This is a genomic window from Micromonospora sp. NPDC050980 (assembly GCF_040653835.1).
GTDB lineage: Bacteria > Actinomycetota > Actinomycetes > Mycobacteriales > Micromonosporaceae > Micromonospora.
Map to the genome: position 1 here is coordinate 126,511 of NZ_JBFAGS010000005.1, position 23,399 is coordinate 149,909.

Sequence of the window (23,399 nt, forward strand, 5' to 3'; positions counted from 1 at the left end):
CGCAGGCATGACCGACCGGCTGCCGGCCCGCCGGCTGCGCGACACGGTGCTCGCCGCCGCGCTGGCCTACGCGCTGGGCCGCGCCACCCAGGCCCGGCGCGCCGAGGAGCGGCGCCGGATCGCCGGGGAGCTGCACGACCTGGTGGCCCACCGGGTCGCCGCGATGCAGGTGCTGGCCGCCGGCGCCCGCCGGGCCCTGCGCCGCGACCCCGACGCGGCCGACGGGGCGCTGGCCGCGGTCGAGGACACCGGCCGGGCGACCCTGCGGGAGTTGCACCGCCTGCTGCGGGTGCTGCGCGCCGACGCCGGCCCGACGACCGAGCTGGCGCCGCAGCCCGGCCTGGCCGACGTCGCGGCGCTGGCCGGCGCGGCCCGCCGGGCCGGACTGCCGGTCACCGTGCGCACCGACGGCCCGCTCGGGCCGGTGACGGACGGGGTCGCGCTGACCGCGTACCGGGTGGTGCAGCAGGCGCTGCGCAACGTGCTCCGGCACGCCGGGCCGGCTACCGCGTTGGTCCGGCTCGCCGCCGACGAGGGCGCGCTGACCGTGGAGGTCACCGACACCGGGCGCGGCCCGGCGTCAGCCGACCGGATCGGAGCCGGGCTGGTCGGCGTGCGGGAGCGGGTCGCCCTCTACGGTGGGATCCTGCGCACCGGACCGGCGCCGGGCGGCGGCTTCCGGGTGTCCGCCCGGATCCCGCTGGACCCGACCGGCGCGGCCGAGCACTGACCACCGGCACGACGAGGGGACGCCCATGACCGAGGCCGCCGCGCCCCGACCGGTGCGGGTGCTGCTCGCCGACGACCAGCCGCTGCTGCGGACCGGGTTCCGGATGGTGCTCGGCGTCGAGGACGACCTGGACATCGTGGGCGAGGCCGGCGACGGGCTGGAGGCGGTCGAGCTGTCCCGGCGACTGCTGCCCGACGTGGTGCTGATGGACATCCGGATGCCGCGGATGGACGGGGTGGCCGCCACCCGGACGATCGTGGACGCGCGGCTGCCGGTGCGGGTGCTGGTGCTGACCACGTTCGAGCTGGACGAGTACGTGGTCGGGGCGTTGCGCGCCGGGGCGAGCGGTTTCCTGGCCAAGGACGTGCCGGCGGAGGACCTGGTCACCGCGATCCGCACCGTGGCGGCCGGGGAGGCGGTGGTGGCCCCGCGGATCCTGCGCCGGCTGCTGGACCGCTTCGCCGACGTGCTGCCGGACCCGGCCGCGACGGCGCCGCCGGTGCTGGATCCGTTGACCGACCGGGAGCGGGAGGTGCTGGTGCAGGTGGCCCGCGGGCTGTCCAACGCGGAGATCGCCCGCGAGCTGTCGGTCAGCGAGACCACCGTCAAGACCCACGTCGGACACCTGTTGACCAAGCTGCGGCTGCGCGACCGGGTGCAGGCGGTGGTGCTGGCGTACGAGACGGGGCTGGTGCGGCCCGGCAGATAGGTGGCGACGCTCACGTACCGTGACCAACGGCGGCGGTCCGTGGTTGACCATGACGTGACGTGAGGTCCTACCGTCGGCGTCGCCGGCCGGTCAGGGATCACCCTGAGCCGGTCTGGGGGACGACCCCCACCGGAAGTTCGGCACGGGTTCCGCCCGGGGTCGGACGGATTCGTAACGTGCGGCACCGAGGATGGGAACCGCCGCACCGACCAGCGGGGGCGGTGCGGTTGGAGAAGACAGACGGAAGAGGTAGATGACGTGACCGCGACGGTAGGCCAGCAGGCGCAGGCCGCGGCCCGGGCGAACGACGTGTGGAAGGTGTACGGCAGCGGCGAGGCGCAGGTCATCGCGTTGCGCGGGGTGAGCGCCGAGTTCGAACGCGGTCGGTTCACCGCGATCATGGGGCCGTCTGGCTCCGGCAAGTCGACGCTGATGCACTGCCTCGCCGGCCTGGACTCGGTGACCCGGGGCACCGTGATGATCGGTGAGACGACGGTGACCGGGCTCAACGACTCCGGCCTGACGAAGCTGCGCCGGGACAAGGTGGGCTTCATCTTCCAGCAGTTCAACCTGCTGCCCACGCTCACCGCGCAGGAGAACATCCTGCTGCCGCTGTCGATCGCCGGGCGCAAGCCCGACCCGGCCTGGTACGACACGGTGATCGACACGGTCGGGCTGCGGGACCGGCTCGGGCACCGCCCGGCCCAGCTCTCCGGCGGTCAGCAGCAGCGGGTGGCGTGCGCCCGGGCGCTTGTCGCCCGCCCCGAGGTGATCTTCGCGGACGAGCCGACCGGCAACCTGGACTCCCGCTCCGGCGCGGAGGTGCTCACCTTCCTGCGCGAGTCGGTGCGCGAGCACGGCCAGACCATCGTGATGGTCACCCACGACCCGACCGCCGCCGCGTACGCCGACCGGGTGGTGTTCCTCGCCGACGGGCAGATCGTCTCGGAGCTGATCGAGCCGACCGCCGAGACGGTGCTCGACACCATGAAGAAGCTGGACGCCCCGGTCGAGGTGGGCAACTGATGCTGCGGGCAACGCTGAAGAGCCTGCTGGCGCGCAAGCTGCGCCTGCTCCTGTCCGGCCTGGCGGTGGTGCTCGGCGTGATGTTCGTCTCCGGCGCGTTCGTGCTCACCGACACGCTCGGGCGCTCCTTCGACGCGGTCTTCGCCGACGCCTACGCCGAGGTCGACGTGAACGTGGCGGCGAAACCGAAGGTCGAGGTCTCCGAGACCGAGGGCGAGCAGGTGGGCGCCCCGGTGCCGGCGTCGCTCGTCGACCGGGTGAAGGCGGTGCCGGGCGCGACGGACGTCCGTGGCGTGGTCGCCACCGACGGCGCGCGGCTGATCGGCAGCAACGGCAAGGTGGTCACCTCGTTCGGGCCGCCGCAGTTGGGCGAGAACTGGCTCGGCGAGAGCGACCTGGTGAAGCTGCGCGAGGGGCGCGGCCCGCGGGCCGACGACGAGATCGTGGTCAACGCCGCGCTGGCGAAGGCGGCGAACGTGCGGGTGGGCGACCGGGTCGGCGTGCTGACGCTGGCGCCGAAGAAGGAGTTCACGCTGGTCGGCGTGTTCGGCTACAGCGGCGGCCGGGACTCCGTCGGCGGCGCGAACGAGGTCGCCTTCACCACGCCGGTCGCGCAACAGCTCATGCTCGGCAAGCCGGACGTGTTCTCCAACATCAGCGCGCGCGCCGCCGACGGCACCACGCCTGAGGCCCTGCGCGACGAGGTGTCCCGGGCGCTCGGCGGGGAGTACGAGGTCAAGACCGGCGAGCAGCTCGCCGACAGCGCCTCGGCCGGGCTGAAGGAGGGGCTGTCCTTCTTCAACAAGATCCTGCTCGGGTTCGCCGCGGTGGCGCTGCTGGTGGGCACGTTCCTGATCCTCAACACCTTCTCGATCATCGTGGCCCAGCGCACCCGTGAGCTGGCCCTGATGCGGGCCATCGGCGCGAGCGGCCGGCAGGTCATCGGCTCGGTGGTGCTGGAGGCGGTGGCGGTCGGCCTGATCGCCTCCGTGCTCGGCCTGGCCGCCGGCATCGGGGTGGGCGCGCTGCTGGCGTACCTGTTCGGGAAGCTGGCCGGTGGGCTCAGCCTGGCCGGCCTCGGCGTGCCGGCCGCGGCGGTGATCGGCGCGTTCGCGGTCGGTCTGGTGATCACGGTGGTCGCGGCGCTGTTGCCGGCGCTGCGGGCCGCGCGGATCCCGCCGATCGCGGCGATGCAGGACGTGGCCACGCCGGACCGGCCGCTGACGAAGGTTACCGTCGGCGGCGCGGTGGTGACCGGGATCGGCGCGGTCCTGCTGTTCCTCGGCCTCAGCGGCAACGCCGGCGACCACACCCTCGCGACCATCCTCGGCGGTGTGCTGTTCGCGTTCATCGGGGTGGCGCTGCTGACTCCGGTGATCAGCCGACCGGTGGTGTCGCTGCTCGGGGCGATCTTCTCCTGGTCGGTGCCGGGGAAGCTGGGGCGGCTCAACTCGGGCCGCAACCCCCGCCGCACCGCGATCACCGCCGCCGCGCTGATGGTGGGCATCGCGCTGGTGACCGGCGTGACGGTGATCCTGGACTCGGCGAAGGGCAGCATCAGCGCGCTCGCCGAGGACACCATCAAGGCCGAGCTGGTGATCTCCGGCGCATCGTCCGGGCCGCGCCCGGCGAGCTTCGACGCGGAGGTGCTGGAGAAGACCGCGGCGATCCCGGGGGTGCGGCTGGTCGACGGCGAGTACGGCGACCTGGCCACCGTCGGCGGCAAGCGCACCTGGGTGGCCGCGTCAAGCGACGTGGCCGCGCTCCAGCAGATCTTCGGGGCGAAGGCCACCGCCGGTGACATCAGCGAACTGGCGCCGGATGAGATGCTGGTCAGCTCGGACACCGCGACGTCGCGCAACCTGTCGGTCGGCTCCACCGTGCCGGTGCAGTTGTCCCGCGGCGACGCCCGCACCTACACGGTCAGCGGGATCTACGAGAGCTCGCAGCTCACGAACCCGGTGGTGCTGCCGCCGCAGGCGGCGGCCGACTTCGCCATCCCGCAGCCCATCCAGGGCTTTGTGCAGCTCGACCCGGGCACCCCGGTCGGCGCGGTGCAGCCGCAGGTCGAGCGGCTGCTGGCGGACAGCCCGGAGGTGTCGGTGGCGGACCGGGCCGCGTTCATCAAGCAGCAGACCAGCCAGCTCGACACCCCGCTGCGGATGATCCAGATCCTGCTGGCGCTGGCCATCGTGATCGCCGTGCTGGGCATCATCAACACGCTCGCGCTGTCGGTGCTGGAGCGGACCCGCGAGCTGGGTCTGCTGCGGGCGATCGGCCTGCGCCGGGCGCAGACCATGCGCATGATCACGGTCGAGGCGGTGGTGATCTCGATCTTCGGCGCGCTGCTCGGCGTCGTGGTCGGCACCGGGCTGGGCGCGGCCGTGGTCCGGGCGCTCAAGGACGAGGGCATCACCGACCTGGTCCTGCCCTGGGGGCAGATGGTCACGTTCCTGGTGCTGGCCGCGATCATCGGCGTGGTGGCGGCGGTGCTGCCGGCCATCCGCGCGGCCCGGATCAACGTGCTCGGCGCCATCGCGCACGACTGAGATGAAAGGAGGGGCCCCTTCTTAACGCCTGGCGTTAAGAAGGGGCCCCTGCTAACGGCGCAGCAGGGCGGCCAGCAGTTCCAGGTCCGCGGTGGCAAGGCTCGCCACCTGGTGCACGCCGTCGGTCGGCGGCAACGGCACCTCGGCCGGCACGGCCAGCACCGCCGCGCCGGCGGCAAGCGCGCTCGCCACCCCGGTCGGCGAGTCCTCGATCGCCACGCACCGCTCCACCGGCACGCCGAGCAGTCGCGCGGCGGTCAGGTAGGGCTCCGGGTGCGGCTTGGCCTCACCCACCTCGTCGCCGCAGACCACCGCGTCGAAGCTGTCCCGCCCCAGCGTGTCCAGGGCGACCTCGACCAGTGGCCGACCGCTGGAGGTGACCAGCGCGGTGGGGATGCCGGCGGCGCGGACCGCGCGCAGCAGCGCCAACGCGCCGGGACGCCACCGCAGCCCGGTGCGGAACAGGTCCAGGATCCGGGCGCTGATCCAGTCGGCGCTGGCCTGCACGTCCCGTTCCGGCTGGCCCAGGTCGTCGTGCACGATGCGCATCGCGTCGGCCATGCCGGTGCCGACGATCGCCCGGCGGGCCGGGTCGGACAGGGTGCCGCCGTACACGGCGGCCAGCTCCTGCAACGCGACGTCCCACAGCTTCTCGCTGTCGACCAGGGTGCCGTCCATGTCGAAGAGCACGGCGGCGGGGGGTGGGCTGCTCAGCGGGGGCCTCCTTCGATGGGCGTGCCCCGCCGATCCTGCCAGCCGGCACCGACCCGGCCGGCGCCGTACCCGATCGGGGTGACCGGCGGCATCACCGGAGGCCGCAGGCGTCCAGCGAGTTCTCGTAGCCGGCGAAGAACTTCTCCGACCGCTGTTCGGCGGTGCCGTGCGCGCCCTCGGCGAACCAGGGCTGGTCCGGGTCGTCGCCGACCGCGAGGAGCCCTTCGCGGAACTCGTCCAGGTCGCCGTCCTCCAGGGTGAGCGTCCCGGAGCGCACGCTGTCGCCGAGGTACGCCCCGGCCATGCAGTCGGCCTGCAACTCCTGCTGGATGGTGAAGTTGTAGCGGATGCCGAGGCGGGTCTGCACGCCGTGGGCGTACTCGTGGCCGAGCAGGTAGAACAGGAACGCGTCGCCGATCTGCCGGAACGCCGACACCGACCAGTTCACGTCGTAGGCGATGAAGTCGCCGGCCGAGCAGTAGACCGCGTTGTTGCGCGGCAGCGCCTGCCCGCCGCAGGACACCTCACCCGAGCGGGTGTAGGGCACCACCCGCCGGATCGGCCGGAACCGCTCCCCGGAGGCGCGGAACCGCGCGGTCCAGTATTGTTCGGCGCCGCCGACGGCGTCGGCGAAATCCTGCTTGAACTCGGCGACACTTGTCGTCCCGTCCGCCCGGGTGGTCACCGCGCCCGGTGAGGCCGGCTGCCCGCTCGGCCGCGGGGCGGGCTGCCGCGGCTCGCCCTGGTCGAGGCCGCCGCCCATGCACCCGGCCGCCACCACCACGGCCACCAGCAGCCCGGCGAGCGGCCCCGACCGCCGACGTCCCGCTCTCTCCCCCACGACCACCTCCGGTTGTCCCACCCCGTGCCCCGCCGCAGTACCCCCGCCCACACCGGCTCTCACGCACCGGTGCCGACGATCGTTCATCAGGTGTCGACGACAGTGAACAACAGCAGTGCCCGGCCGGGGTCGAGGACCACCTCGGCGCCGCCCGCGTCGTGGTCAGCGCTGCGCTGCCACCGCACGCCGTCGGGCACGTACCGGGCCAGCGCCGGCCAGACCTCGGGCGCCGCGCCGGTCACCGGCGCCCAGGTGTACGCGGCGGCAAGCGCCCGGGCGTCGGCCGGCGCGAGCCGCACCACCCCCTGGTAGCGCCGGTCGGTCGGGCCGGGCGCGCGGGAACACACGAAGCTCGGGTGGTCGACCTGCCAGTGGATCTCGTGATACGCGCCGATGCCCGGCACGTCCTGCTCGGTCCAACGCCGGTCGGTGCGGACCTTCGCCTCCTCGGCGGCGACCCGCGCCGCGCAGTCCCGCTCCGCGCTGTCGTCGGCGGGCACCAGCCGGGGCACGCCGCCGCAGGCGGCCAGCAGGACGACGCCGAGCACGGCGGCCAGCGCGAGGAACAGGGGCCGACGGGTCACAGCGGCAGGGTAGCCGCCGCTGGCCACCCGGAACCCGACCCGGTGCGGCGCCCGGGCCCGCCCGGGCGCTGGAGTGCGCCGGCCGGGTGATCCGCCCCGGCCGCTAGTCCAGCCCGCGCATGATGTGCGGCTCGCCGTCGTCGTCGCCGAAGCAGCGGTGCAGCACCTGGGCGCGGGCCCACAGGTCCAGGCTGCTCGGCGGGCCGACCTCCGACGGCCGCAGCGGCGCGGTCAGCACGGGCGCCCGGTCCGGCGCCACCTTCGACGTCACCTCGTCGGCCATTTCCGCCCCTTTCGTCGTACCCATGCTCGCCCGGCGGCGTCTCCGCCGCGTCACTCGGACGGCGCGGGTGGGGACGCGGCGCTCGGCGAGCCGGCGTCGGCCGTACTCCGGTGACGGTAGCCCGCGGGACCGGCCGGCACACCCCTTATTCCGGACCCCGACGCAGGTGGTGGGGGGATGGTCAGCCGATGTTCACGGAAGTTGAACTGGACCGCTACTTCCATGCCTGTCTATATATAGGCCAGCTAAGCGCCAATCCCGTCCGGATGGAGTCCCATGCCCCGCACCCTACGCGCCACGGCCATCAGCCTCGCCGCGATCGTGGCCGCCACCCTCGGCCCCGCCCAGCCCGCCCCCGCCGCCGGCTACTCCGCCTCCCTCACCACCGCGGTCGCCGGCCTGTCCGTCGCCACCGAGGTCCGCACCGGCTACAGCCGGGACCTGTTCCCGCACTGGATCGACGCGGACGGCGACGGCTGCAACACCCGCAACGAGGTGCTCTACACCGAGGCCACCACGAAGCCCACGATCAGCGGCACCTGCACGCTCTCCGGCGGTCGCTGGTACTCCTACTACGACAATTCCACCTGGACCGCCACCGGCGACGTGGACATCGACCACATGGTCCCGCTCGCCGAGGCCTGGGACTCCGGCGCGCGGAACTGGTCCACCAGCCGCCGCCAGGCGTACGCGAACGACCTGGGCGACGCGCGCGCCCTGGCCGCGGTGACCGACAACGTCAACCAGTCCAAGGGCGACCAGGACCCGGCGACCTGGCTGCCGCCGTACGCCTCGGCCCGCTGCCGCTACGTCCGCGAATGGGTGGCGGTGAAGATCCGCTGGCGGCTGACCGTGGACAGCGCGGAGAAGAGCGCGCTGACCAGCTGGGCCAACAACTGCCCGACCGCCACCGTCTCGGTCACCTACGCGTACTGAGGACTCCGTGCGCCTGGGCCCCGGCGGGGGCTCAGGCGTCCTCCTCGGCGAGCGCGCGGCGTAGCAGGCGCAGCAGGTCGGCGCGGTCGGTGCGACGGCGCCGAGCGGCCGTCCCGGCTCACCGGCATCGACGACCTCGCCCTGGCCTACCTGCACCTGCTGCACGGCCACGGGCTGCGCGACGTGCTCGTCGTCGGCTCCTCGCTCGGTGGCTGGGTCGCCGCCGAGATGGCCCGGGACACCGCCGGCCTGGTCAGCGGTCTGGCCCTCGTCGACGCGGTCGGCATCGACGTGCCCGGCGAGCCCATCCAGGGCTTCTTCACCCTCGACCCGCCGACCCTCGGCGAGTACACCTGGCACGACCCGAAGCTGCGCCGCCGGCCCGCCCGGGTACGCGTGCCCGCCCTGCTGCTGTGCGGCGAGAGCGATCGCATCGTCACCCCCACCTACGGCGCGGCGTACGCGGCGGCGTTCGGCGACGGCCGGTTGGTGGTCGTGCCCGAGGCCGGGCACCTGCCGCACACGGAGAATCCGGCCGCGACGCTGTCCCACCTGGACGCACGCGCGTGGCTCGATCGGCACCGGGATTCCCGGGCATGACCGGCGACGAGGCGCCGACGGTACGGTCGGAGGCATGACGGTCGCCCGCTCCATCCTGCTGTTTCTCATCGCCGCGCTGGCCGAGATCGGCGGCGCCTGGCTGGTCTGGCAGGGCTGGCGGGAAAACCGCGGGCTGCTCTGGATCGCGGGTGGGATCGTCGCGCTGGGCGTCTACGGGTTCGTCGCCACGCTCCAGCCCGACCCGAACTTCGGGCGCATCCTCGCCGCCTACGGTGGCGTCTTCGTCGCCGGGTCGCTGGCCTGGGGCATGTTCGTCGACAAGTTCCGGCCCGACCGCTACGACCTGGCCGGCGCGGCCGTCTGCCTGGTCGGCGTCTCGATCATCATGTACGCGCCGCGCGCGAGCTGACGACGATGCTGTTCGCCCCGCAAGCGGTGGAGCTGTCCTTCCGGCACGGCGACGACACGCTGGTCGGCGACCTGGTCCGGCCGCCCCGGCCCGGGCCGTACCCGGCGGTGGTGTTCGTCGAGGGCTCCGGCCCGGGCGGGCGCGACCAGCGCGACTGGCAGATCCGGCCGGCCGCCGCCGGTCTCGCCAGCCTCGCCTACGACAAGGCCGGTTCCGGGGCCTCCACCGGCGACTGGACCCGGCAGCGCCTGCGCGGGCGGGCCGGCGAGACCCTGGCCGCGGTGGGCGCCCTGCGGGCCCGGTCGGACGTGCGGGCGGCGCGGACGGGCTACTTGGCGTTGAAGTAGTTGGCCTCCGGGTGGTGGACCACGATCGCGTCGGTGGCCTGCTCCGGCACGAGCTGGAACTCCTCCGACAACTGCACCCCGATGCGCTCCGCGCCCAACAACCCGACGATCTTCGCCCGGTCCTCCAGGTCGGGGCAGGCCGGGTAACCGAACGCGTACCGGCAACCCCGGTAGTCGGTGCGCAGCAGACCGGCCAGGTCGGCCGGGTCGTCGTCGGCGACCGTCCCCCCGTCGGGAAGGACCAGCTCGGCGCGGATCCGCCGGTGCCAGTACTCGGCGAGCGCCTCGGTGAGCTGCACCGACAGGCCGTGCACCTCCAGGTAGTCGCGGTATTCGTTGGCCGCGAACATCTTCGCCGTGTATTCGCTGATCGGCTGCCCCACGGTGACCAACTGCAACGCCACCACGTCGAGTTGCTCGCCCCGGGGCCGGAAGAAGTCGGCCAGGCACAGCCGGCGCTCCTGCCGCTGCCGGGGGAACGAGAACCGGGCCCGCTCGCTGTGCCCGTTCTCGTCCAGCACCACCAGGTCGTTGCCCTCCGAATACGCCGGGAAGTAGCCGTACACCACGGCCGCCTCCAACACCTTGTCGGAGATCAGGCGGTCCAGCCAGTAGCGCAGCCGGGGCCGGCCCTCGGTCTCCACCAGTTCCTCGTATGACGGGCCGGTGCCGCCGCGGGCCCCGCGCAGCCCCCACTGGCCGAGGAACGTGGCCCGCTCGTCGAGCAACGCCGCGTAGTCGGCCAGCGGCACACCCTTCACCACCCGAGTGCCGAGGAACGGCGGGGTGGGCACCTCCACCTCCACCGCCACGTCGGAGCGGACCGAGGCGTCATCCAGCTCGGGCAGCACCTCGCGGACCTGGGCGCGCTGCCGCTCCCGGCGCTCCCGGCGAGCGGCCAGCGCGGCCTCCCGCTCCGGGTCGACCACCGGCGCGCCGCCGCGCTTGGCGGCCATCACGCGGTCCATCAGGGACAGCCCCTCGAACGCGTCGCGGGCGTAGTGCACCTGACCGGGATAGATCGAGCGCAGGTCGTCCTCCACGTACGCCCGGGTCAGCGCCGCCCCGCCGAGCAGCACCGGCCAGCGCTCCGCGACGCCGCGCGTGGCCATCTCGGCCAGATTCTCCTTCATGATGACCGTGCTCTTGACCAGCAGCCCGGACATGCCGATCGCGTCGGCCCGGTGCTCCTCGGCCGCGTCGAGGATCGCGGCGATCGGCTGCTTGATGCCGATGTTGACCACGTCGTAGCCGTTGTTGGACAGGATGATGTCGACCAGGTTCTTGCCGATGTCGTGCACGTCGCCCTTGACCGTGGCCAGCACAATTCGACCCTTTCCCTCATCGTCGGCCTTCTCCATGTGCGGCTCCAGGTAGGCCACCGCGGTCTTCATCACCTCGGCGGACTGGAGCACGAACGGCAACTGCATCTGCCCCGAGCCGAACAGCTCACCGACCACCTTCATGCCGTCCAGCAGCAGATCGTTGATGATGGACAGCGGCGCGCGGCCCTCGGCCATCGCGGACTCCAGGTCGGCCTCCAGGCCGTTGCGCTCCCCGTCGATGATCCGCCGCTTGAGCCGCTCCTCCAGCGGCAACGCGGCCAACTCCTCGGCCCGGGTGGCTCGCGCCGACGCCGCGTCGACGCCCTCGAAGACCTCGATGAACCGCTGCACCGGGTCGTAGCCCTCGCGGCGGCGGTCGTAGACCAGGTCCAGCGCCACCTCGCGCTGCTCGTCCGGGATCTTCGACATCGGCAGGATCTTGCTGGCGTGCACGATCGCCGAGGTGAGGCCGGCCTGGACGCACTCGTGCAGGAACACCGAGTTGAGCACCTGCCGGGCCGCCGGGTTGAGCCCGAACGACACGTTGGAGATGCCGGCGGTGAAGTTGACCCCCGGGTAGCGGGCGGCGATCTCCCGGATCGCCTCGATGGTCTCGATGCCGTCGCGGCGCGTCTCCTCCTGCCCGGTGGCGATCGGGAACGTCAACGCGTCGATGAGGACGTCCTCGCGGCGCAGCCCCCACCGGCCGGTCAGGTCGTCGATCAACCGGCCGGCCACCCGCACCTTCCACTCCCGGGTGCGGGCCTGGCCCTCCTCGTCGATGAGCAGCGCCACAACGGCGGCGCCGTGTTCCTTCACCACCGGCATGATCCGCGCGTAGCGGGAGTCGGGGCCGTCGCCGTCCTCGAAGTTGACCGAGTTGACCACGCATCGGCCGCCGAGCATCTCCAGCCCGGCCTCGATCACCGCCGGCTCGGTGGAGTCGAGCACGATCGGCAGAGTGGACGCGGTGGCGAACCGGCCGGCCAGTTCGCGCATGTCCTGCGTGCCGTCCCGGCCGACGTAGTCGACGCAGAGGTCGAGCAGGTGCGAGCCGTCCCGGGCCTGGTTGCGGGCGGTCTCCACGCAGGCCTGCCAGTCGGCGGCCAGCATCGCCTCACGGAACGCCTTCGAGCCGTTGGCGTTGGTGCGCTCCCCCACCATCAGCACGCTGGCGTCCTGGGCGAACGGCACGTGGTGGTAGACCGAGGAGACACCGGCCTCCGGCTCGGGCTGCCGGGCCGCCGGACGGCGACCGCCGAGCCGCTGCACCAGCACCCGGATGTGCTCCGGCGTGGTGCCGCAGCAGCCGCCGATCAGCCCGACGCCGTAGTCGTCGACGAACTGCTCCAGCGCGTCGGCCATCTCCTGCGGGCCGAGCGGGAAGTAGGCGCCGTCGGCGGTCAGCACCGGCAGGCCGGCGTTCGGCATCACCGACACCGGGATGCGCGAGTGCCGGGACAGGTAGCGCAGGTGCTCGCCCATCTCGGCCGGGCCGGTGGAGCAGTTGAGCCCGATCAGGTCGACCCCGAGCGGCTCGATCGCGGTCAGCGCCGCGCCGATCTCGCTGCCCAGCAGCATCGTGCCGGTGGTCTCCATGGCCACCTGGCAGATGATCGGGACGTCCCGGCCGGCGGCGTCGCGGGCCCGCTTCGAACCGACCACCGCCGCCTTGACCTGGAGCAGGTCCTGGCAGGTCTCGACGATCAGCGCGTCCGCGCCGCCGGCGATCAGACCGGCGGCGTTCTCCTGGTACGCGTCGCGCAGCGAGGCGTAGCCCGCGTGGCCCAGGGTCGGCAGCTTGGTGCCCGGCCCCATCGAGCCGAGCACGAACCGGGGACGCTCCGGCGTCGCGTGCGCGTCGGCGGCCTCCCGGGCGATCCGCGCGGCGGCCTCGGACAGCTCCCGGATGCGCCCGGCGATGCCGTACTCGGCGAGGTTGGGCAGGTTGGCGCCGAACGTGTTGGTCTCCACGCAGTCGGCGCCGGCGGCCAGGTAGGCGTCGTGCACGCCGCGGACCACGTCCGGCCGGGTGACGTTGAGGATCTCGTTGCAGCCCTCGAGACCGTCGAAGTCGTCCAGGGTGAGGTCGGCCGCGTGGAGCATCGTCCCCATCGCCCCGTCGGCGATGAGGATCCGGTCCGCCAGCAGGTCGCGCAACGAAGTAGGCACACGGTCAGGTTAATCCGCCCGGGTGACGATCGTTGCGCGCAATCGTGCCTTCTCACATAGTGTCGGCCGGATCACCGCGTACCCTTCATCCGGTTCGACCGGCTGGTCGGGCCGGGTGACCGGCGCGGCCGACGGGCCGGCTCCGACGGCGGCACGTAGGCTGGCGGACGTGAAGGACATCAGGGACGCGACCGTGCGACGGGGCGGCGCCGCTCCCGACGAGCAGGGTGAGGTGACGGCGTGACCGAGTTCGACGGGCTGCCGGTACTGCGCTCACCGGTCGCCATCGCGGCCTTCGAGGGCTGGAACGACGCCGCGGACGCCTCCACCGCCGCCGTGGAGCATCTGGAACAGGTCTGGCAGTCCCGGCAGGTGACCGAGCTGGACCCGGAGGACTTCTACGACTTCCAGGTGAGCCGGCCGACAATCACGATGGCCGATGGGGAGACCCGGCGGGTCGAGTGGCCGACCACCCGCTTCATGGTGGCCAGTCCGGAGGGCACCGAGCGGGACGTGGTGCTGATCCGCGGCATCGAACCGAGCATGCGTTGGCGCACCTTCTGCGAGCAGGTGCTGGAGATCTGCCACAGCCTGGAGGTCGAGCGGGTGGTGCTGCTCGGCGCGTTGCTGGCCGACGTGCCCTACACCCGGCCGCTGCCGATCAGCGGCAGCGCGTCGGACGCCGACGCGGCCAAGCGCTACCAGCTCACCCCGACCCGCTACGACGGTCCGACCGGCATCGTCGGGGTGCTGCACGACGCGTGCACCCGCGCCGAGGTGGACGCGGTGTCGTTCTGGGTGCACGTGCCGCACTACGCGAACAACCCACCCTGCCCGAAGGCCACGCTGGCGCTGCTGCACCGCGTCGAGGAGGTGCTCGACCTGCCGGTGCCGATGGCCGACCTGGCCGAGGAGGCGGCGGAGTGGGAGCAGCGGGTGCGCAGCGCCGCCGAGCAGGACGCCGAACTCGGTGAATACGTGCGTGAGCTGGAGGAACGTGTCGGCGACGCGGGCATCACCCCGTTGACCGGGGACGAGATCGCCCAGGAGTTCGAGAAGTACCTGCGCCGTCGGGGCGGTTCCGCCGGCCCGACCGCCGGTTCCTGGTAGCTCTCCTCGTCGAAGCCGGGCCCGGTCGGGGCCCGGCTTCTTCGTGTCCGGGGTGGCGCCGGCACACCCGCTAGGGCATCCTAGGAACCTAGCTGTCATGAGGAGGCGGGTATGCAGATCAACCCGGGTGCGGCCGAGTTCCCGCACCGGCAGATCGCCGCGCAGCTCAAGGCCCAGGTGCGCCGCGGCGACTGGGGTCCGGGCGAGCGGCTGCCGTCCATCCCGGCCATCGCCGAGATGTTCGGCGTCGCCAAGCAGACCGTGCAGCGCGCCGTCGACCAGCTACGGGTCGAGGGCATCCTGATCACCAAACCCGGCTCCGGTACGTACGTCCGGGGCACCCGACGCCGACTCAACCGCCTCTCCCGGGGTCGCTACGGCGGCTTCCGCGGCTACCACACCGACCTGGCCGCCCGGTATCGCCAGCAGCTCGTCTCGGTCGGTCGCGCCGCCGCCCCGCCCGAGGTCGCCGACGTGTTCGGCGTCACCGACGGCACCGAACTGCTCTGCCGGCGGCACCTGGTCCGCACCGACGACTCCCCGGTCGAGGTCGGCGCCTCCTGGTTCCTGCCCGCCGACACCGCCGGCACCTCGCTGGAGCGGGCCGAGGCGTTCGGCCGGCCGCTCTACCAGGAGGCCGAGGAGGCGACCGGCCGCCGATACGCCACCGCGACGGACACGATCAGCGCCCGCCAGCCCAGCCGGGAGGAGGCGGAGATCCTCCAGATCCGCCCGGACACCCCGGTGCTGCACCTGCTGCACGTCGCGTACGACGAGCGGCGCAAGCCGATCGAGGTCGCCCAGGCCACCTGGCCGGGCCCGATGACCACGCTGACCGAGGAATACAAGATCCCCGCGCCGTCCCCCGCGCCGGGCCCGGACCCGGGCCTCGTGCTGGGCTGATCCGCCCCCCCGCCCCCGCCCGCCAGGGCTGCGCCGGGCCTTGGCCCGCTGAGGCTCTGCCGGGCCGCGCTGCGCCGGGCCGCGCTGCGCCGGTCGGTCGGGAGGTGTGAAGAAGGGGCCCCGCCTATACCGAAGGCGTTAACAGGGGGCCCGGCCTTACAGCCGGATGCCGAGGAGGGCGTCCAGCGTGTCGGCGAACAGCGCGGGGGCGGCCGGGTCGGCGGCGTCGCCGTCGAGGGTCCGCTCGGCCCAGGCGTCGGCCGCCGCCAGCGCGCCCGGCGTGTCCAGGTCGTCGGCGAGCCGCTCGCGTACCTCGGCCAGCAGCACCGCTCCCGACGGGCCCCCCGGCGCGGCGGCGGCCCGCCGCCAGCGGTCCAGCCGCCGCAGCGCCGCGGTGAGCAGCTCGTCGGTCCAGGACCGGTCGGCGCGGTAGTGGCCGGCGAGCAGGGCCAGCCGGACCGCCATCGGATCCACCCGGTCGGCCCGCAGCCGGGAGACGAACACCAGGTTGCCCTTGGACTTGGACATCTTCTCGCCGTCCAGACCGATCATGCCGGCGTGCACGTAGTGGTCGGCGAACGGCGCCTCGCCGGTCAGCCGCTCGGCGTGCGCCGCGGAGCACTCGTGGTGCGGGAAGAGCAGGTCGTTGCCGCCGCCCTGCACGCAGATCCGGTCGCCGAGCAGGTGCAACGCGATGACCGTGCACTCGATGTGCCAGCCGGGGCGGCCCGGGCCCAGCTCGCCGCCGGGCCAGGAGGGCTCACCCGCGCGGGCGCCGCGCCACAGCAGCGGGTCGAGCGGGTCCCGCTTGCCGGCACGGTCCGGATCGCCGCCACGCTCCGGGAAGATCTCCAGCATCTCGGCCCGGGACAGGTTGGACTCGTAGCCGAACGCGGGGGCGGCGGAGATGTCGAAGTAGACATCGCCGGTCCCGTCGTCGAGCCGGTACGCCGCACCGTCCTTGAGCAGCACCGACACCTTGTCGGCGATGTCCGGGATCGACTCGACCGCGCCGACGTAGTGCGCCGGCGGGATCATCCGCAGCGCCTCCATGTCCTCGCGGAACAGCGCGGTCTCCCGCATGGCCAGGACCTTCCAGTCCTCGCCGTCGCGCTCGGCGCGCTCCAGCAGCGGGTCGTCGATGTCGGTCACGTTCTGCACGTAGGACACGGTCAGTCCGGCGTCGCGCCACATCCGCTGCACCAGGTCAAAAGTGATCATGGTGGCGGCGTGGCCGAGGTGGGTGGCGTCGTACGGGGTGATGCCGCAGACGTACATCGAGGCGACACCGTGGGGCCGGGACGGGTGTTGTCCCTGTCGCGCCGAGTCGTACAACCTCAGTGGCGCGCCCTCACCCGGCAGCCGTGGCACCTCGTGTCCCGCCCAAGACTCCATGACCGCCAGCCTAACGATCCGTCAGGCACGCGGGTGGTACCCCGCGGGTGATCAACGTGACAGCGGTTCACATGGGTGGCCACGGCATGGCCGGCCACTCCTCGGGGGGCAGCGGGAACCGGCCGGAGTCGCGCAGCCGGTCCACCCGGGCCGCCACCGCGGCGACCTCGCCCAGGGTGAGGTGCTCGGCCAGCGCCGCACCGAGCGCACCGGCGAACCGGGCGGCCAGGTCGTCGAGCATCTCGACCGCGTCCGGCGGGAGCAGTCGGCCGGCCCAGCCCCAGAGCACCGTGCGCAGCTTCTCCTCCACGTGGAAGCTGACGCCGTGGTCCACGCCGTAGATGCGGTCGTCCGCGCCGACCAGCACGTGCCCGCCCTTGCGGTCGGCGTTGTTGATCACCGCGTCGAGGACGGCCAGCCGGGCCAACCGAGGGTCGTCGGCGTGCGCCAGCGCGTACGCCGCGCCGTCGTCGTCGCGCGCCGCGGCGACCGGGAACCAGCGCGGCGGCACCGACTCGGCGGGCACGAAGCCCACCAGCGGCTCGGCGTCGGCCGGCTCGTCGATCCAGAGCTGGCAGGAGCCGGGGCCGAACGGGCCGTCGCGCAGCACGGTCGGCGGCACCAGGTCCCACCCGGTGGCCCGGGAGACCAGATAGGCGGCCACCTCCCGGCCGGCGAGCGTGCCGTCCGGGAAGTCCCAGAGCGGGCGCTCCCCGCGCACCGGCTTGTAGACACAGTGCGCGCTGACCTCGCCGAGGGTGATCTCGGCACGCAACGTGGCGTTGGAGGCGTCGACCAGCCGCCCCTCGAGGGTGAGCTCACCGTCGGCGAGCAGCCGCAGCGCCTCGACGCCGCCCTGTCGGGGCTGCAGTTCCGACGAGGTCACCGGTGATAGCCGTTGTGCCGGGGGCAGAGGTGACCGGCCGGGTCGAGCGGCTGGCCGCAGAGCGGGCAGGGTGGCCGGCCGGCGTTGACGACCCGCTTGGCGCGTTCGATGAACTCGCGGGTCGCCTCCGGGGTCAGCCGCACCCGGAGCCGGTCGAGGTCGTCGTCCGGCTCGTCCGGCTCCTCGTCGATCTCCACCTCGTCGTCGTCGGCGTCGCCCAGCTCGACCTCCACCTCCGCCTCGCCCACGGCGATCGCCTCGATCACGACGGTGGCGGTGTCCACGTCGAAGGCCAGGCCCAGCGTGCCGACCCGGAACTCTTCGTCGACCGGGGTGTCGAGCGGCTCGTTGTCGCCGACGGCCACCGGAGCCGACTCCGGCAGCTTCACCCCGAACCGGCGTTGCGCCTCGGAGAGCAGCTCCTCCAGTTTCTCGGCGAGCAGCGACACCTGGACCTTCTCCAGCGCGACGCTGACCAGCCGGCCGCCGCCACGCGCCTGGAGGAAGAACGTGCGCTCCCCCGGCGGGCCGACCGTTCCGGCGACGAACCGCTCCGGCGGCTCGAACGCGTGCACCTGGTGCGTCATACCCACGACCCTATCCGGCGCACGGAAGCACCGCGCAGCCCACCGACGCCGAATCCGCCCAGAGCGCAACGCGCCGCGCCGGGCCCGTCCGAGGCGGTCACGACCCCCCTGCTCCCGCGCCACCGCCGACCGCGGCGTCCGACTCGGTGGCGCGCGCCGCCCGCCGGCGCCGCCGCCGCGGCGGCGGGACCAGCGCCGACAGGTCACCCCCGGTGTCGTTGAGCCGGACCAGGAACGGTCGCAGCGGCGTGTAACGGATCGCCGTCACCGACGCCGGGTCGGCCACGATCCGCTGGAAAAGATCCAGGTGTACGCCGAGCGCGTCGGCCACGATGGCCTTGATCACGTCGCCGTGGCTGCACGCCAGCCAGACCGCCTCCGGCCCGTGCTCGGCGGTCACCCGCGCGTCCCACGCCCGCACCGCCGCGACCGCCCGCGCGGACATCGCCGCCATCGACTCCCCCTGCGGGAAGGCGGCGGCGCTCGGGTGCTGCTGGACCACGGGCCAGAGCGGCTCCTTCGCCAGCTTCTTCAGCGCCTGCCCCTCCCAGGCGCCGTAACCGCACTCGATCAACCCGTCCTCGACCACCGGCTCGGCTCGCGGCAACGCCAACTCCAGGGTCTGCCGGCACCGGATCAGCGGGCTGGTCACCACCGCCGCCAACGGCAGCCCGGCGAGCCGGGCGCCGACCGCCGTGGCCTGGGCCCGGCCGGTGTCGTCCAGCTCGACCGGTTGCCGGCCGGCCAGGCCACCGTCGGCGTTCGCGGTGGTCCGGCCGTGTCGCAGAAGCAGAAGGGTCGCCACGCTGACCACCCTAGGCCGTCCCCCTTCGTCGACCGTCCCGCACCACCGCACGACAGCTCCAGCCACCATGGGCGACGGGCGAGCACCCACGGCGTTCCGCCCACGCCCCCTCGTGGCCGTGGGTGGAACGTGATGGGTGTGTGCGGCGCCCCGAGACACCCATCGGGCTCCACTCACGGCCTCGCCGTGGCGCGGGTGGAACGTGATGTGCGTATGTGGTGGTGGGGTGACGGTGCGGGCGCGAGCCGGGCTTGCGGTGATATCCAATATTTCTGGGCGAGGAACGGTGAGTGGGAACGTTTGTCCGGTTCGGGGTGGTCGGGGACCCCCGCCCGGTGGAATGGGCCCGGGGGCGGGGGCGTTACACCCGGTGCACGGCTGAGCAGCGGAAACGCCCGCCACCGGATCGCGGATCCGGGGAATGGCGGCGGGTCGCCGGTCGTTGTACATGGTTCCGCCGCCACGACGAGGCCCCCGCCCCGTGAGCCGGACGGACCGCTTCCCCCCCGAGACCTTCCTGAGCGCCTGACGGTGCTCGCACACCCACCCCCGGGTGTGTCGACCCCCGAACGGAGCCCCCCATGAACACCATGCTGCGCAAGAGCATCCTCGGTATCGCCGGTCTGACCGTCGCCGGTGGCCTCGCCGCCGGCCCGCTCAACCACGACAGCACCCCCGCCCCGCGCGAGAGCACGGTGGCCGTGCAGACCCGACTCGACACCGCCGCGCTGATCCCGCACGGCGTGCAGGGCGCGCAGTCGCGCATCGACCTCAACGACGAGCAGACCGCCAACGTCAAGGCGATCATCGCCGCCACCAAGAAGGCCGGCATGGACGAACGCGCCGCCGTCGTCTCGATCGCCACCAGCCTGCAGGAGTCGAAGCTGGAGAACCTCGGCCACCTCGGCGACCGCAACGACCACGACTCGCTGGGCCTGTTCCAGCAGCGCCCGTCGAGCGGCTGGGGCACCCCGGAGCAGATCACCGACCCCGAACACTCCACCCTCGCCTTCCTCAAGGGCCTCACGCAGGTCGACGGCTGGCAGGACATGCCGCTGACCCAGGCCGCGCAGACCGTGCAGGTCAGCGCCTACCCCGACGCCTACGCCCAGTGGGAGCAGCAGGCGGCAGACCTCGTCGCCCAGCACTGGAACAGCTGACGACGCGAAGGCCGGCACCCGGTCACCGGGTGCCGGCCTTCGTCGTGCCCCGGCCGATCAGGTGGCGCTGATCGTGCCGGTGAGCAGCAGGCACAGCACGAGCGTGCCGAGCGCCACCCGGTAGAGCACGAAGAGGTAGAGCGTGTGGTGCGCCACGTAGCGCAGCAGCCAGGCGATGGCCGCGTAGCCGATGGCGAACGCGACAAGCGTGGCCACCACCATCTGCGCCACGCTCGGCGCGGCGGTGCCCGGCGCGGACGGCTCGAAGACGTCCGGCAGGCTGAACACGCCGGAGATCACCACCGCCGGGATGGCCAGCAGGAACGAGTAGCGCGCCGCCGTCTCCCGGGTGAGGTTGAGCAACAGGCCGACGGTCAGCGTGCCGCCCGAGCGGGAGACACCGGGGATGAGCGCCATGGCCTGCCCGAGGCCCATCGCGATGCCGTCGCGCATCCGGAAGTTCTCCAGCGTGCGGGTCTGCCGCCCCCAGTACTCGGCGAAGGCGAGCACCAGGGCGAAGAAGATCAGCGTGAAGGAGATCAGGTAGAGGTTCCGGCCGGCGGTGCGGATCTGGTCCTTGAAGAGCAGCCCGAGGATCCCGATCGGGATCGTGCCGACGATGACGTACCAGCCCATCCGGTAGTCGAGGCTGGACCGCACCGAACGGTCCACCAGGCCGAGGCACCAGGTGCGCACGATCCGCCAGATGTCCTTGGCGAAGTAGATCAGCACGGCGGCCTCGGTGCCGAGCTGTGTCACCGCGGTGAACGACGCGCCCGCGTCGCGGCCGAAGAAGATGGCCGAGGTGATCCGCAGGTGCCCGGACGACGACACGGGGAGGAACTCGGTCAGCCCCTGGACGACGCCCAGGACGATGGCTTCGACCCAGGTCACTCGCCGACCCCGGACAGGTCGAGGGCCTCGGCGACGCTGCGCAGCGTCCGCACCCCGCTGTCCCGGTCGGCCACGAACAGCGTCACCGACAGGGTGGTCACCCCGGCGGCGGCGTACTCCCGCATCCGCTCGGCGATGCGCTCCTTCGGACCGAGCAGCGAGGTGCGGTCGATGAACTCCATCGGCACCGCGGCGGCCGCGTCGCGCTGCCGCTTGGCCAGGTAGAGCTCCTGCACCTCGCGGGCCGCGTCGCCGTAGCCCATCCGGGTGGCGAGCTGGTTGTAGAAGTTCTGCTTCCGGCTGCCCATCCCGCCCACGTACAGGGCGGCGTACCAGCGGACCAGCTCGGCGCAGGTGGCGACGTCGTCGCCGATCACCACCGGCACCGACGGCACCACGTCGAAGCCGGCCAGCTCCTTGCCGGCGGTGGCCCGCCCGGCCCGGATCGCGGCGAGCTGCTCCTCGGCGAACTCGGGGGCGTAGAAGACGGCCAGCCAGCCGTCGGCGATCTCGCCGGCCAGCTCCAGGTTCTTCGGACCGACGGCGGCCAGGTAGATCGGGATGTGTTCGCGCGGCGGGTGAAAGCTCAGCCGCAGCGCCTTGCCCGGGCCGTCCGGCAGCGGCAGCGTGTGGTGTGCGCCGTCGTACGCGACCTCCTTGCGGGCCACCGCGAGCTTGACGATGTCGACGTACTCCCGGGTGCGCGACAGCGGCTTGGCGAACCGGACCCCGTGCCAGCCCTCGGAGACCTGCGGACCGGACACGCCGAGGCCGAGCCGGAACCGGCCACCGGAGAGCGCGTCGATGGTCGCGGCGGTCATCGCGGTCATCGCCGGGGTGCGGGCGGGGATCTGCATCACGGCGGAGCCGAGGTCGATCCGCTGCGTCTGCCCCGCCATCCAGGCGAGCATGCTCGGCGAGTCGGAGCCGTACGCCTCCGCGGCCCACACCACGGAGTAGCCGAGTCGGTCCGCCTCCTGGGCGAACGCCAGGTGGTCGGCCGGCGTGCTCCAGGCCGTCTGGTATCCGAGGTTGAGCCCGAGTCGCACTGATCCTCCCACCGTCCGCACCACAGGTCGCATCAGGTTACGCAATGGCGGTGCCACCGCCGACGACCGGCTCGCCCCGAACACGTCACACCTGCCTGCGGTCGCGCGGGAACTTGACTACGCCGAGGATGTCCGTGACGCCAGGATCGAAATAAGGTTCACCCATGCAACAGCGACCGCTCGGCCGAAGCGGGCTGGCGGTTTCGCGGCTCGCGCTCGGCACCATGACCTGGGGACGGGACACCGACGCCGACGACGCGGCCGCCCAGCTGAAGAGCTACCTCGACGCGGGCGGCAACCTCGTCGACACCGCCGACGTGTACGCCGACGGCGACGCGGAGTCGGTGATCGGCTCCCTGTTGGGCAGCCTGGTCGACCGCGACGAGCTGCTCATCGCCACCAAGGCGGGCCTGCGGCCGGGCAGCGGACGCCGCCGCGACGGTTCGCGCGGGCACCTGCTGCGCACGCTGGACGCCTCGTTGCGCCGGCTCGGCACCGACCACGTCGACCTGTGGCAGGTGCACGGCTACGACCCGGACACGCCGCTGGAGGAGACGCTCACCGCGCTGGACCACGCCGTGTCCAGCGGGAAGGCCCGGTACGTGGGGGTGTCGAACTTCGCCGGCTGGCAGACCGCCCGGGCCGCCGCCTGGCAGACCGCCTGGCCGGGACGCGCGCCGGTGGTCGCCGCCCAGGTGGAGTACTCGTTGCTGGAACGCGGCGTCGAGCGCGAGGTGTTGCCGGCCTGCGCCGGGATGGGGCTGGGTGTGCTGCCCTGGTCGCCGCTGGGCCGCGGCGTGCTCACCGGCAAATACCGCAACGGCCGCCCGGCCGACTCGCGCGCGGTGTCGCCGCACTTCGAGCGCTTCGTCGGCACCTACCTGGAGCCCCGCTGCTCCAGCATCGTGGAGGCGGTGGCCATCGCCGCGGGCGGGCTCGGCGTGTCGCCACTGGAGGTGGCGCTGGCCTGGGTCCGCGACCGGCCCGGGGTGACCGCGCCGATCCTCGGCGCCCGCACCGTCGGGCAGCTCCTGGGCGCGCTCCAGGTGGAGCGGATGACCCTGCCGGACGAGATCGTCACGGCGCTTGACGACGTCTCCGCCGTGCCGGTCGGCTACCCGGAGCGCGACGGCTGACCGGGCACGACGCAGGGCCGGGCACGACGCAGGCCCGGGGGGTGGCGGAGGGCCCGCCAGCTGGGCAGCATGGAGCCATGGACTACGAATACGCGCCGCTGCGGTTGCCTTCGAACGTCGACCGGTTGACCGCCGCGGCGCAGCTGGCGATCCAGGCGGAGTTCTCCGGCTGGGAGTTGGCCCGGGTGCGGCTCTACCGGGACGGCACGCGGCAGGTGATGCTGCGCCGCCGCGTGGTGAACAAGCCGCAGCCGGGCCTGTCGTACTGACGGCCGGTTCGCCCCGGGG

The 23,399-nt window shown here is 73.1% G+C and carries 24 protein-coding genes; 13 read left to right on the forward strand and 11 right to left on the reverse strand.

Annotation, left to right across the window (positions count from 1 at the left end):
• Positions 1 to 7 precede the first annotated feature (7 nt).
• The 4 genes from AB0H28_RS10730 (at position 8) to AB0H28_RS10745 (ending at position 5,014) form a co-directional block, all read left to right on the forward strand.
• Positions 8 to 730, forward strand: a complete 723-nt coding sequence (locus AB0H28_RS10730) for a histidine kinase (protein WP_358036880.1) — start codon at positions 8 to 10, stop codon at positions 728 to 730.
• Between the two features lie 25 nt (positions 731 to 755).
• Positions 756 to 1,439, forward strand: a complete 684-nt coding sequence (locus tag AB0H28_RS10735; RefSeq protein WP_358036882.1) for a response regulator transcription factor — start codon at positions 756 to 758, stop codon at positions 1,437 to 1,439.
• Between the two features lie 258 nt (positions 1,440 to 1,697).
• The gene (locus AB0H28_RS10740) at positions 1,698 to 2,465 is read left to right on the forward strand and encodes an ABC transporter ATP-binding protein (RefSeq protein ID WP_358036885.1); all 768 of its coding nucleotides are present in this window, start codon (positions 1,698 to 1,700) and stop codon (positions 2,463 to 2,465) included.
• On the forward strand, positions 2,465 to 5,014 hold the full coding sequence (locus AB0H28_RS10745) for an FtsX-like permease family protein (RefSeq protein ID WP_358036888.1): 2,550 nt from the start codon (positions 2,465 to 2,467) through the stop codon (positions 5,012 to 5,014). Before AB0H28_RS10740 ends, AB0H28_RS10745 begins: the two co-directional genes overlap by 1 nt.
• A gap of 51 nt (positions 5,015 to 5,065) precedes the next feature.
• Here the strand turns inward: AB0H28_RS10745 and AB0H28_RS10750 are convergent, their stop codons facing one another.
• From AB0H28_RS10750 to AB0H28_RS10765, 4 genes are all read right to left on the reverse strand, one after another.
• Positions 5,066 to 5,704 carry an HAD family phosphatase gene (locus tag AB0H28_RS10750; RefSeq protein ID WP_358036891.1) on the reverse strand — a complete coding sequence of 213 codons (639 nt, stop codon included), beginning with the start codon at positions 5,702 to 5,704 and terminating at the stop codon, positions 5,066 to 5,068.
• Between the two features lie 115 nt (positions 5,705 to 5,819).
• A complete protein-coding gene (locus tag AB0H28_RS10755; RefSeq protein WP_358036894.1) occupies positions 5,820 to 6,569 on the reverse strand; it encodes a neutral zinc metallopeptidase in 750 nt (249 codons plus the stop codon).
• Positions 6,570 to 6,655: 86 nt separating this feature from the next.
• Complete coding sequence (locus AB0H28_RS10760) at positions 6,656 to 7,153, reverse strand: hypothetical protein (RefSeq protein WP_358036897.1); 498 nt, start codon at positions 7,151 to 7,153, stop codon at positions 6,656 to 6,658.
• Positions 7,154 to 7,256: 103 nt separating this feature from the next.
• On the reverse strand, positions 7,257 to 7,436 hold the full coding sequence (locus AB0H28_RS10765) for a hypothetical protein (protein ID WP_358036900.1): 180 nt from the start codon (positions 7,434 to 7,436) through the stop codon (positions 7,257 to 7,259).
• Positions 7,437 to 7,712: 276 nt separating this feature from the next.
• Here AB0H28_RS10765 and AB0H28_RS10770 point away from each other — a divergent pair, with 276 nt between their 5' ends.
• The 4 genes from AB0H28_RS10770 (at position 7,713) to AB0H28_RS10785 (ending at position 9,689) form a co-directional block, all read left to right on the forward strand.
• A complete protein-coding gene (locus AB0H28_RS10770) occupies positions 7,713 to 8,372 on the forward strand; it encodes an HNH endonuclease family protein (RefSeq protein WP_358036902.1) in 660 nt (219 codons plus the stop codon).
• A gap of 183 nt (positions 8,373 to 8,555) precedes the next feature.
• On the forward strand, positions 8,556 to 8,972 hold the full coding sequence (locus AB0H28_RS10775) for an alpha/beta hydrolase (RefSeq protein WP_358036905.1): 417 nt from the start codon (positions 8,556 to 8,558) through the stop codon (positions 8,970 to 8,972).
• 34 nt (positions 8,973 to 9,006) lie between these two features.
• Positions 9,007 to 9,342, forward strand: a complete 336-nt coding sequence (locus AB0H28_RS10780; protein ID WP_358036908.1) for a YnfA family protein — start codon at positions 9,007 to 9,009, stop codon at positions 9,340 to 9,342.
• 5 nt (positions 9,343 to 9,347) lie between these two features.
• Positions 9,348 to 9,689 (forward strand): hypothetical protein, encoded by a 342-nt coding sequence (locus AB0H28_RS10785; RefSeq protein ID WP_358036911.1) that lies wholly within the window; start codon positions 9,348 to 9,350, stop codon positions 9,687 to 9,689.
• Here the strand turns inward: AB0H28_RS10785 and metH are convergent.
• Positions 9,671 to 13,186, reverse strand: coding sequence for a methionine synthase (metH, locus tag AB0H28_RS10790; protein WP_358036914.1), 3,516 nt, complete (start codon positions 13,184 to 13,186; stop codon positions 9,671 to 9,673). The two genes, AB0H28_RS10785 and metH, sit on opposite strands and share 19 nt — an antisense overlap.
• Before the next feature lie 240 nt (positions 13,187 to 13,426).
• Here metH and AB0H28_RS10795 point away from each other — a divergent pair, with 240 nt between their 5' ends.
• Both AB0H28_RS10795 and AB0H28_RS10800 read left to right on the forward strand, forming a co-directional pair.
• Entirely contained in the window at positions 13,427 to 14,296 is an 870-nt protein-coding gene (locus tag AB0H28_RS10795) for a PAC2 family protein (protein WP_089157832.1), read from the forward strand.
• Between the two features lie 111 nt (positions 14,297 to 14,407).
• Positions 14,408 to 15,199: a GntR family transcriptional regulator gene (locus AB0H28_RS10800; RefSeq protein ID WP_358036917.1), complete on the forward strand. Its 792-nt coding sequence runs from the start codon at positions 14,408 to 14,410 to the stop codon at positions 15,197 to 15,199.
• Between the two features lie 156 nt (positions 15,200 to 15,355).
• Here the strand turns inward: AB0H28_RS10800 and mshC are convergent, their stop codons facing one another.
• The 4 genes from mshC to AB0H28_RS10820 form a co-directional block, all read right to left on the reverse strand.
• Entirely contained in the window at positions 15,356 to 16,594 is a 1,239-nt protein-coding gene (mshC, locus tag AB0H28_RS10805) for a cysteine--1-D-myo-inosityl 2-amino-2-deoxy-alpha-D-glucopyranoside ligase (RefSeq protein WP_358036920.1), read from the reverse strand.
• Between the two features lie 67 nt (positions 16,595 to 16,661).
• On the reverse strand, positions 16,662 to 17,480 hold the full coding sequence (locus tag AB0H28_RS10810; RefSeq protein ID WP_358036923.1) for an SCO1664 family protein: 819 nt from the start codon (positions 17,478 to 17,480) through the stop codon (positions 16,662 to 16,664).
• Entirely contained in the window at positions 17,477 to 18,067 is a 591-nt protein-coding gene (locus AB0H28_RS10815) for a DUF3090 domain-containing protein (protein ID WP_358036926.1), read from the reverse strand. Before AB0H28_RS10815 ends, AB0H28_RS10810 begins: the two co-directional genes overlap by 4 nt.
• Before the next feature lie 97 nt (positions 18,068 to 18,164).
• Positions 18,165 to 18,881, reverse strand: a complete 717-nt coding sequence (locus AB0H28_RS10820) for an MSMEG_4193 family putative phosphomutase (RefSeq protein ID WP_358036929.1) — start codon at positions 18,879 to 18,881, stop codon at positions 18,165 to 18,167.
• Positions 18,882 to 19,453: 572 nt separating this feature from the next.
• On the opposite strand from AB0H28_RS10820, the gene AB0H28_RS10825 reads away from it, so the two are divergent.
• Positions 19,454 to 20,032, forward strand: a complete 579-nt coding sequence (locus AB0H28_RS10825) for a hypothetical protein (RefSeq protein ID WP_358036932.1) — start codon at positions 19,454 to 19,456, stop codon at positions 20,030 to 20,032.
• A 57-nt stretch (positions 20,033 to 20,089) separates the two neighbouring features.
• On the opposite strand, the gene AB0H28_RS10830 is transcribed toward AB0H28_RS10825, so the two are convergent.
• The gene (locus AB0H28_RS10830; protein ID WP_358036935.1) at positions 20,090 to 20,926 is read right to left on the reverse strand and encodes an undecaprenyl-diphosphate phosphatase; all 837 of its coding nucleotides are present in this window, start codon (positions 20,924 to 20,926) and stop codon (positions 20,090 to 20,092) included.
• Complete coding sequence (locus tag AB0H28_RS10835; RefSeq protein ID WP_358036938.1) at positions 20,923 to 21,975, reverse strand: LLM class F420-dependent oxidoreductase; 1,053 nt, start codon at positions 21,973 to 21,975, stop codon at positions 20,923 to 20,925. Before AB0H28_RS10835 ends, AB0H28_RS10830 begins: the two co-directional genes overlap by 4 nt.
• Positions 21,976 to 22,139: 164 nt before the next feature.
• Here AB0H28_RS10835 and AB0H28_RS10840 point away from each other — a divergent pair, with 164 nt between their 5' ends.
• Together AB0H28_RS10840 and AB0H28_RS10845 are read left to right on the forward strand one after the other, a co-directional pair.
• The gene (locus AB0H28_RS10840; protein ID WP_358036941.1) at positions 22,140 to 23,111 is read left to right on the forward strand and encodes an aldo/keto reductase; all 972 of its coding nucleotides are present in this window, start codon (positions 22,140 to 22,142) and stop codon (positions 23,109 to 23,111) included.
• 77 nt (positions 23,112 to 23,188) lie between these two features.
• Positions 23,189 to 23,380, forward strand: coding sequence for a DUF5703 family protein (locus tag AB0H28_RS10845; protein ID WP_107155556.1), 192 nt, complete (start codon positions 23,189 to 23,191; stop codon positions 23,378 to 23,380).
• Positions 23,381 to 23,399 lie beyond the last annotated feature (19 nt).

Bases quoted from the DNA above. Each gene is read 5' to 3' on its own strand.
- AB0H28_RS10800 (WP_358036917.1), top strand. From the start codon at position 14,408: ATGCAGATCAACCCGGGTGCGGCCGAGTTCCCGCACCGGCAGATCGCC.
- AB0H28_RS10780 (WP_358036908.1), top strand. From the start codon at position 9,007: ATGACGGTCGCCCGCTCCATCCTGCTGTTTCTCATCGCCGCGCTGGCC.
- AB0H28_RS10840 (WP_358036941.1), top strand. From the start codon at position 22,140: ATGCAACAGCGACCGCTCGGCCGAAGCGGGCTGGCGGTTTCGCGGCTC.
- mshC (WP_358036920.1), bottom strand. From the start codon at position 16,594: ATGGAGTCTTGGGCGGGACACGAGGTGCCACGGCTGCCGGGTGAGGGC.
- AB0H28_RS10730 (WP_358036880.1), top strand. From the start codon at position 8: ATGACCGACCGGCTGCCGGCCCGCCGGCTGCGCGACACGGTGCTCGCC.
- AB0H28_RS10735 (WP_358036882.1), top strand. From the start codon at position 756: ATGACCGAGGCCGCCGCGCCCCGACCGGTGCGGGTGCTGCTCGCCGAC.
- AB0H28_RS10825 (WP_358036932.1), top strand. From the start codon at position 19,454: ATGAACACCATGCTGCGCAAGAGCATCCTCGGTATCGCCGGTCTGACC.
- AB0H28_RS10765 (WP_358036900.1), bottom strand. From the start codon at position 7,436: ATGGCCGACGAGGTGACGTCGAAGGTGGCGCCGGACCGGGCGCCCGTG.
- AB0H28_RS10845 (WP_107155556.1), top strand. From the start codon at position 23,189: ATGGACTACGAATACGCGCCGCTGCGGTTGCCTTCGAACGTCGACCGG.
- AB0H28_RS10785 (WP_358036911.1), top strand. From the start codon at position 9,348: ATGCTGTTCGCCCCGCAAGCGGTGGAGCTGTCCTTCCGGCACGGCGAC.
- AB0H28_RS10745 (WP_358036888.1), top strand. From the start codon at position 2,465: ATGCTGCGGGCAACGCTGAAGAGCCTGCTGGCGCGCAAGCTGCGCCTG.
- AB0H28_RS10815 (WP_358036926.1), bottom strand. From the start codon at position 18,067: ATGACGCACCAGGTGCACGCGTTCGAGCCGCCGGAGCGGTTCGTCGCC.
- AB0H28_RS10770 (WP_358036902.1), top strand. From the start codon at position 7,713: ATGCCCCGCACCCTACGCGCCACGGCCATCAGCCTCGCCGCGATCGTG.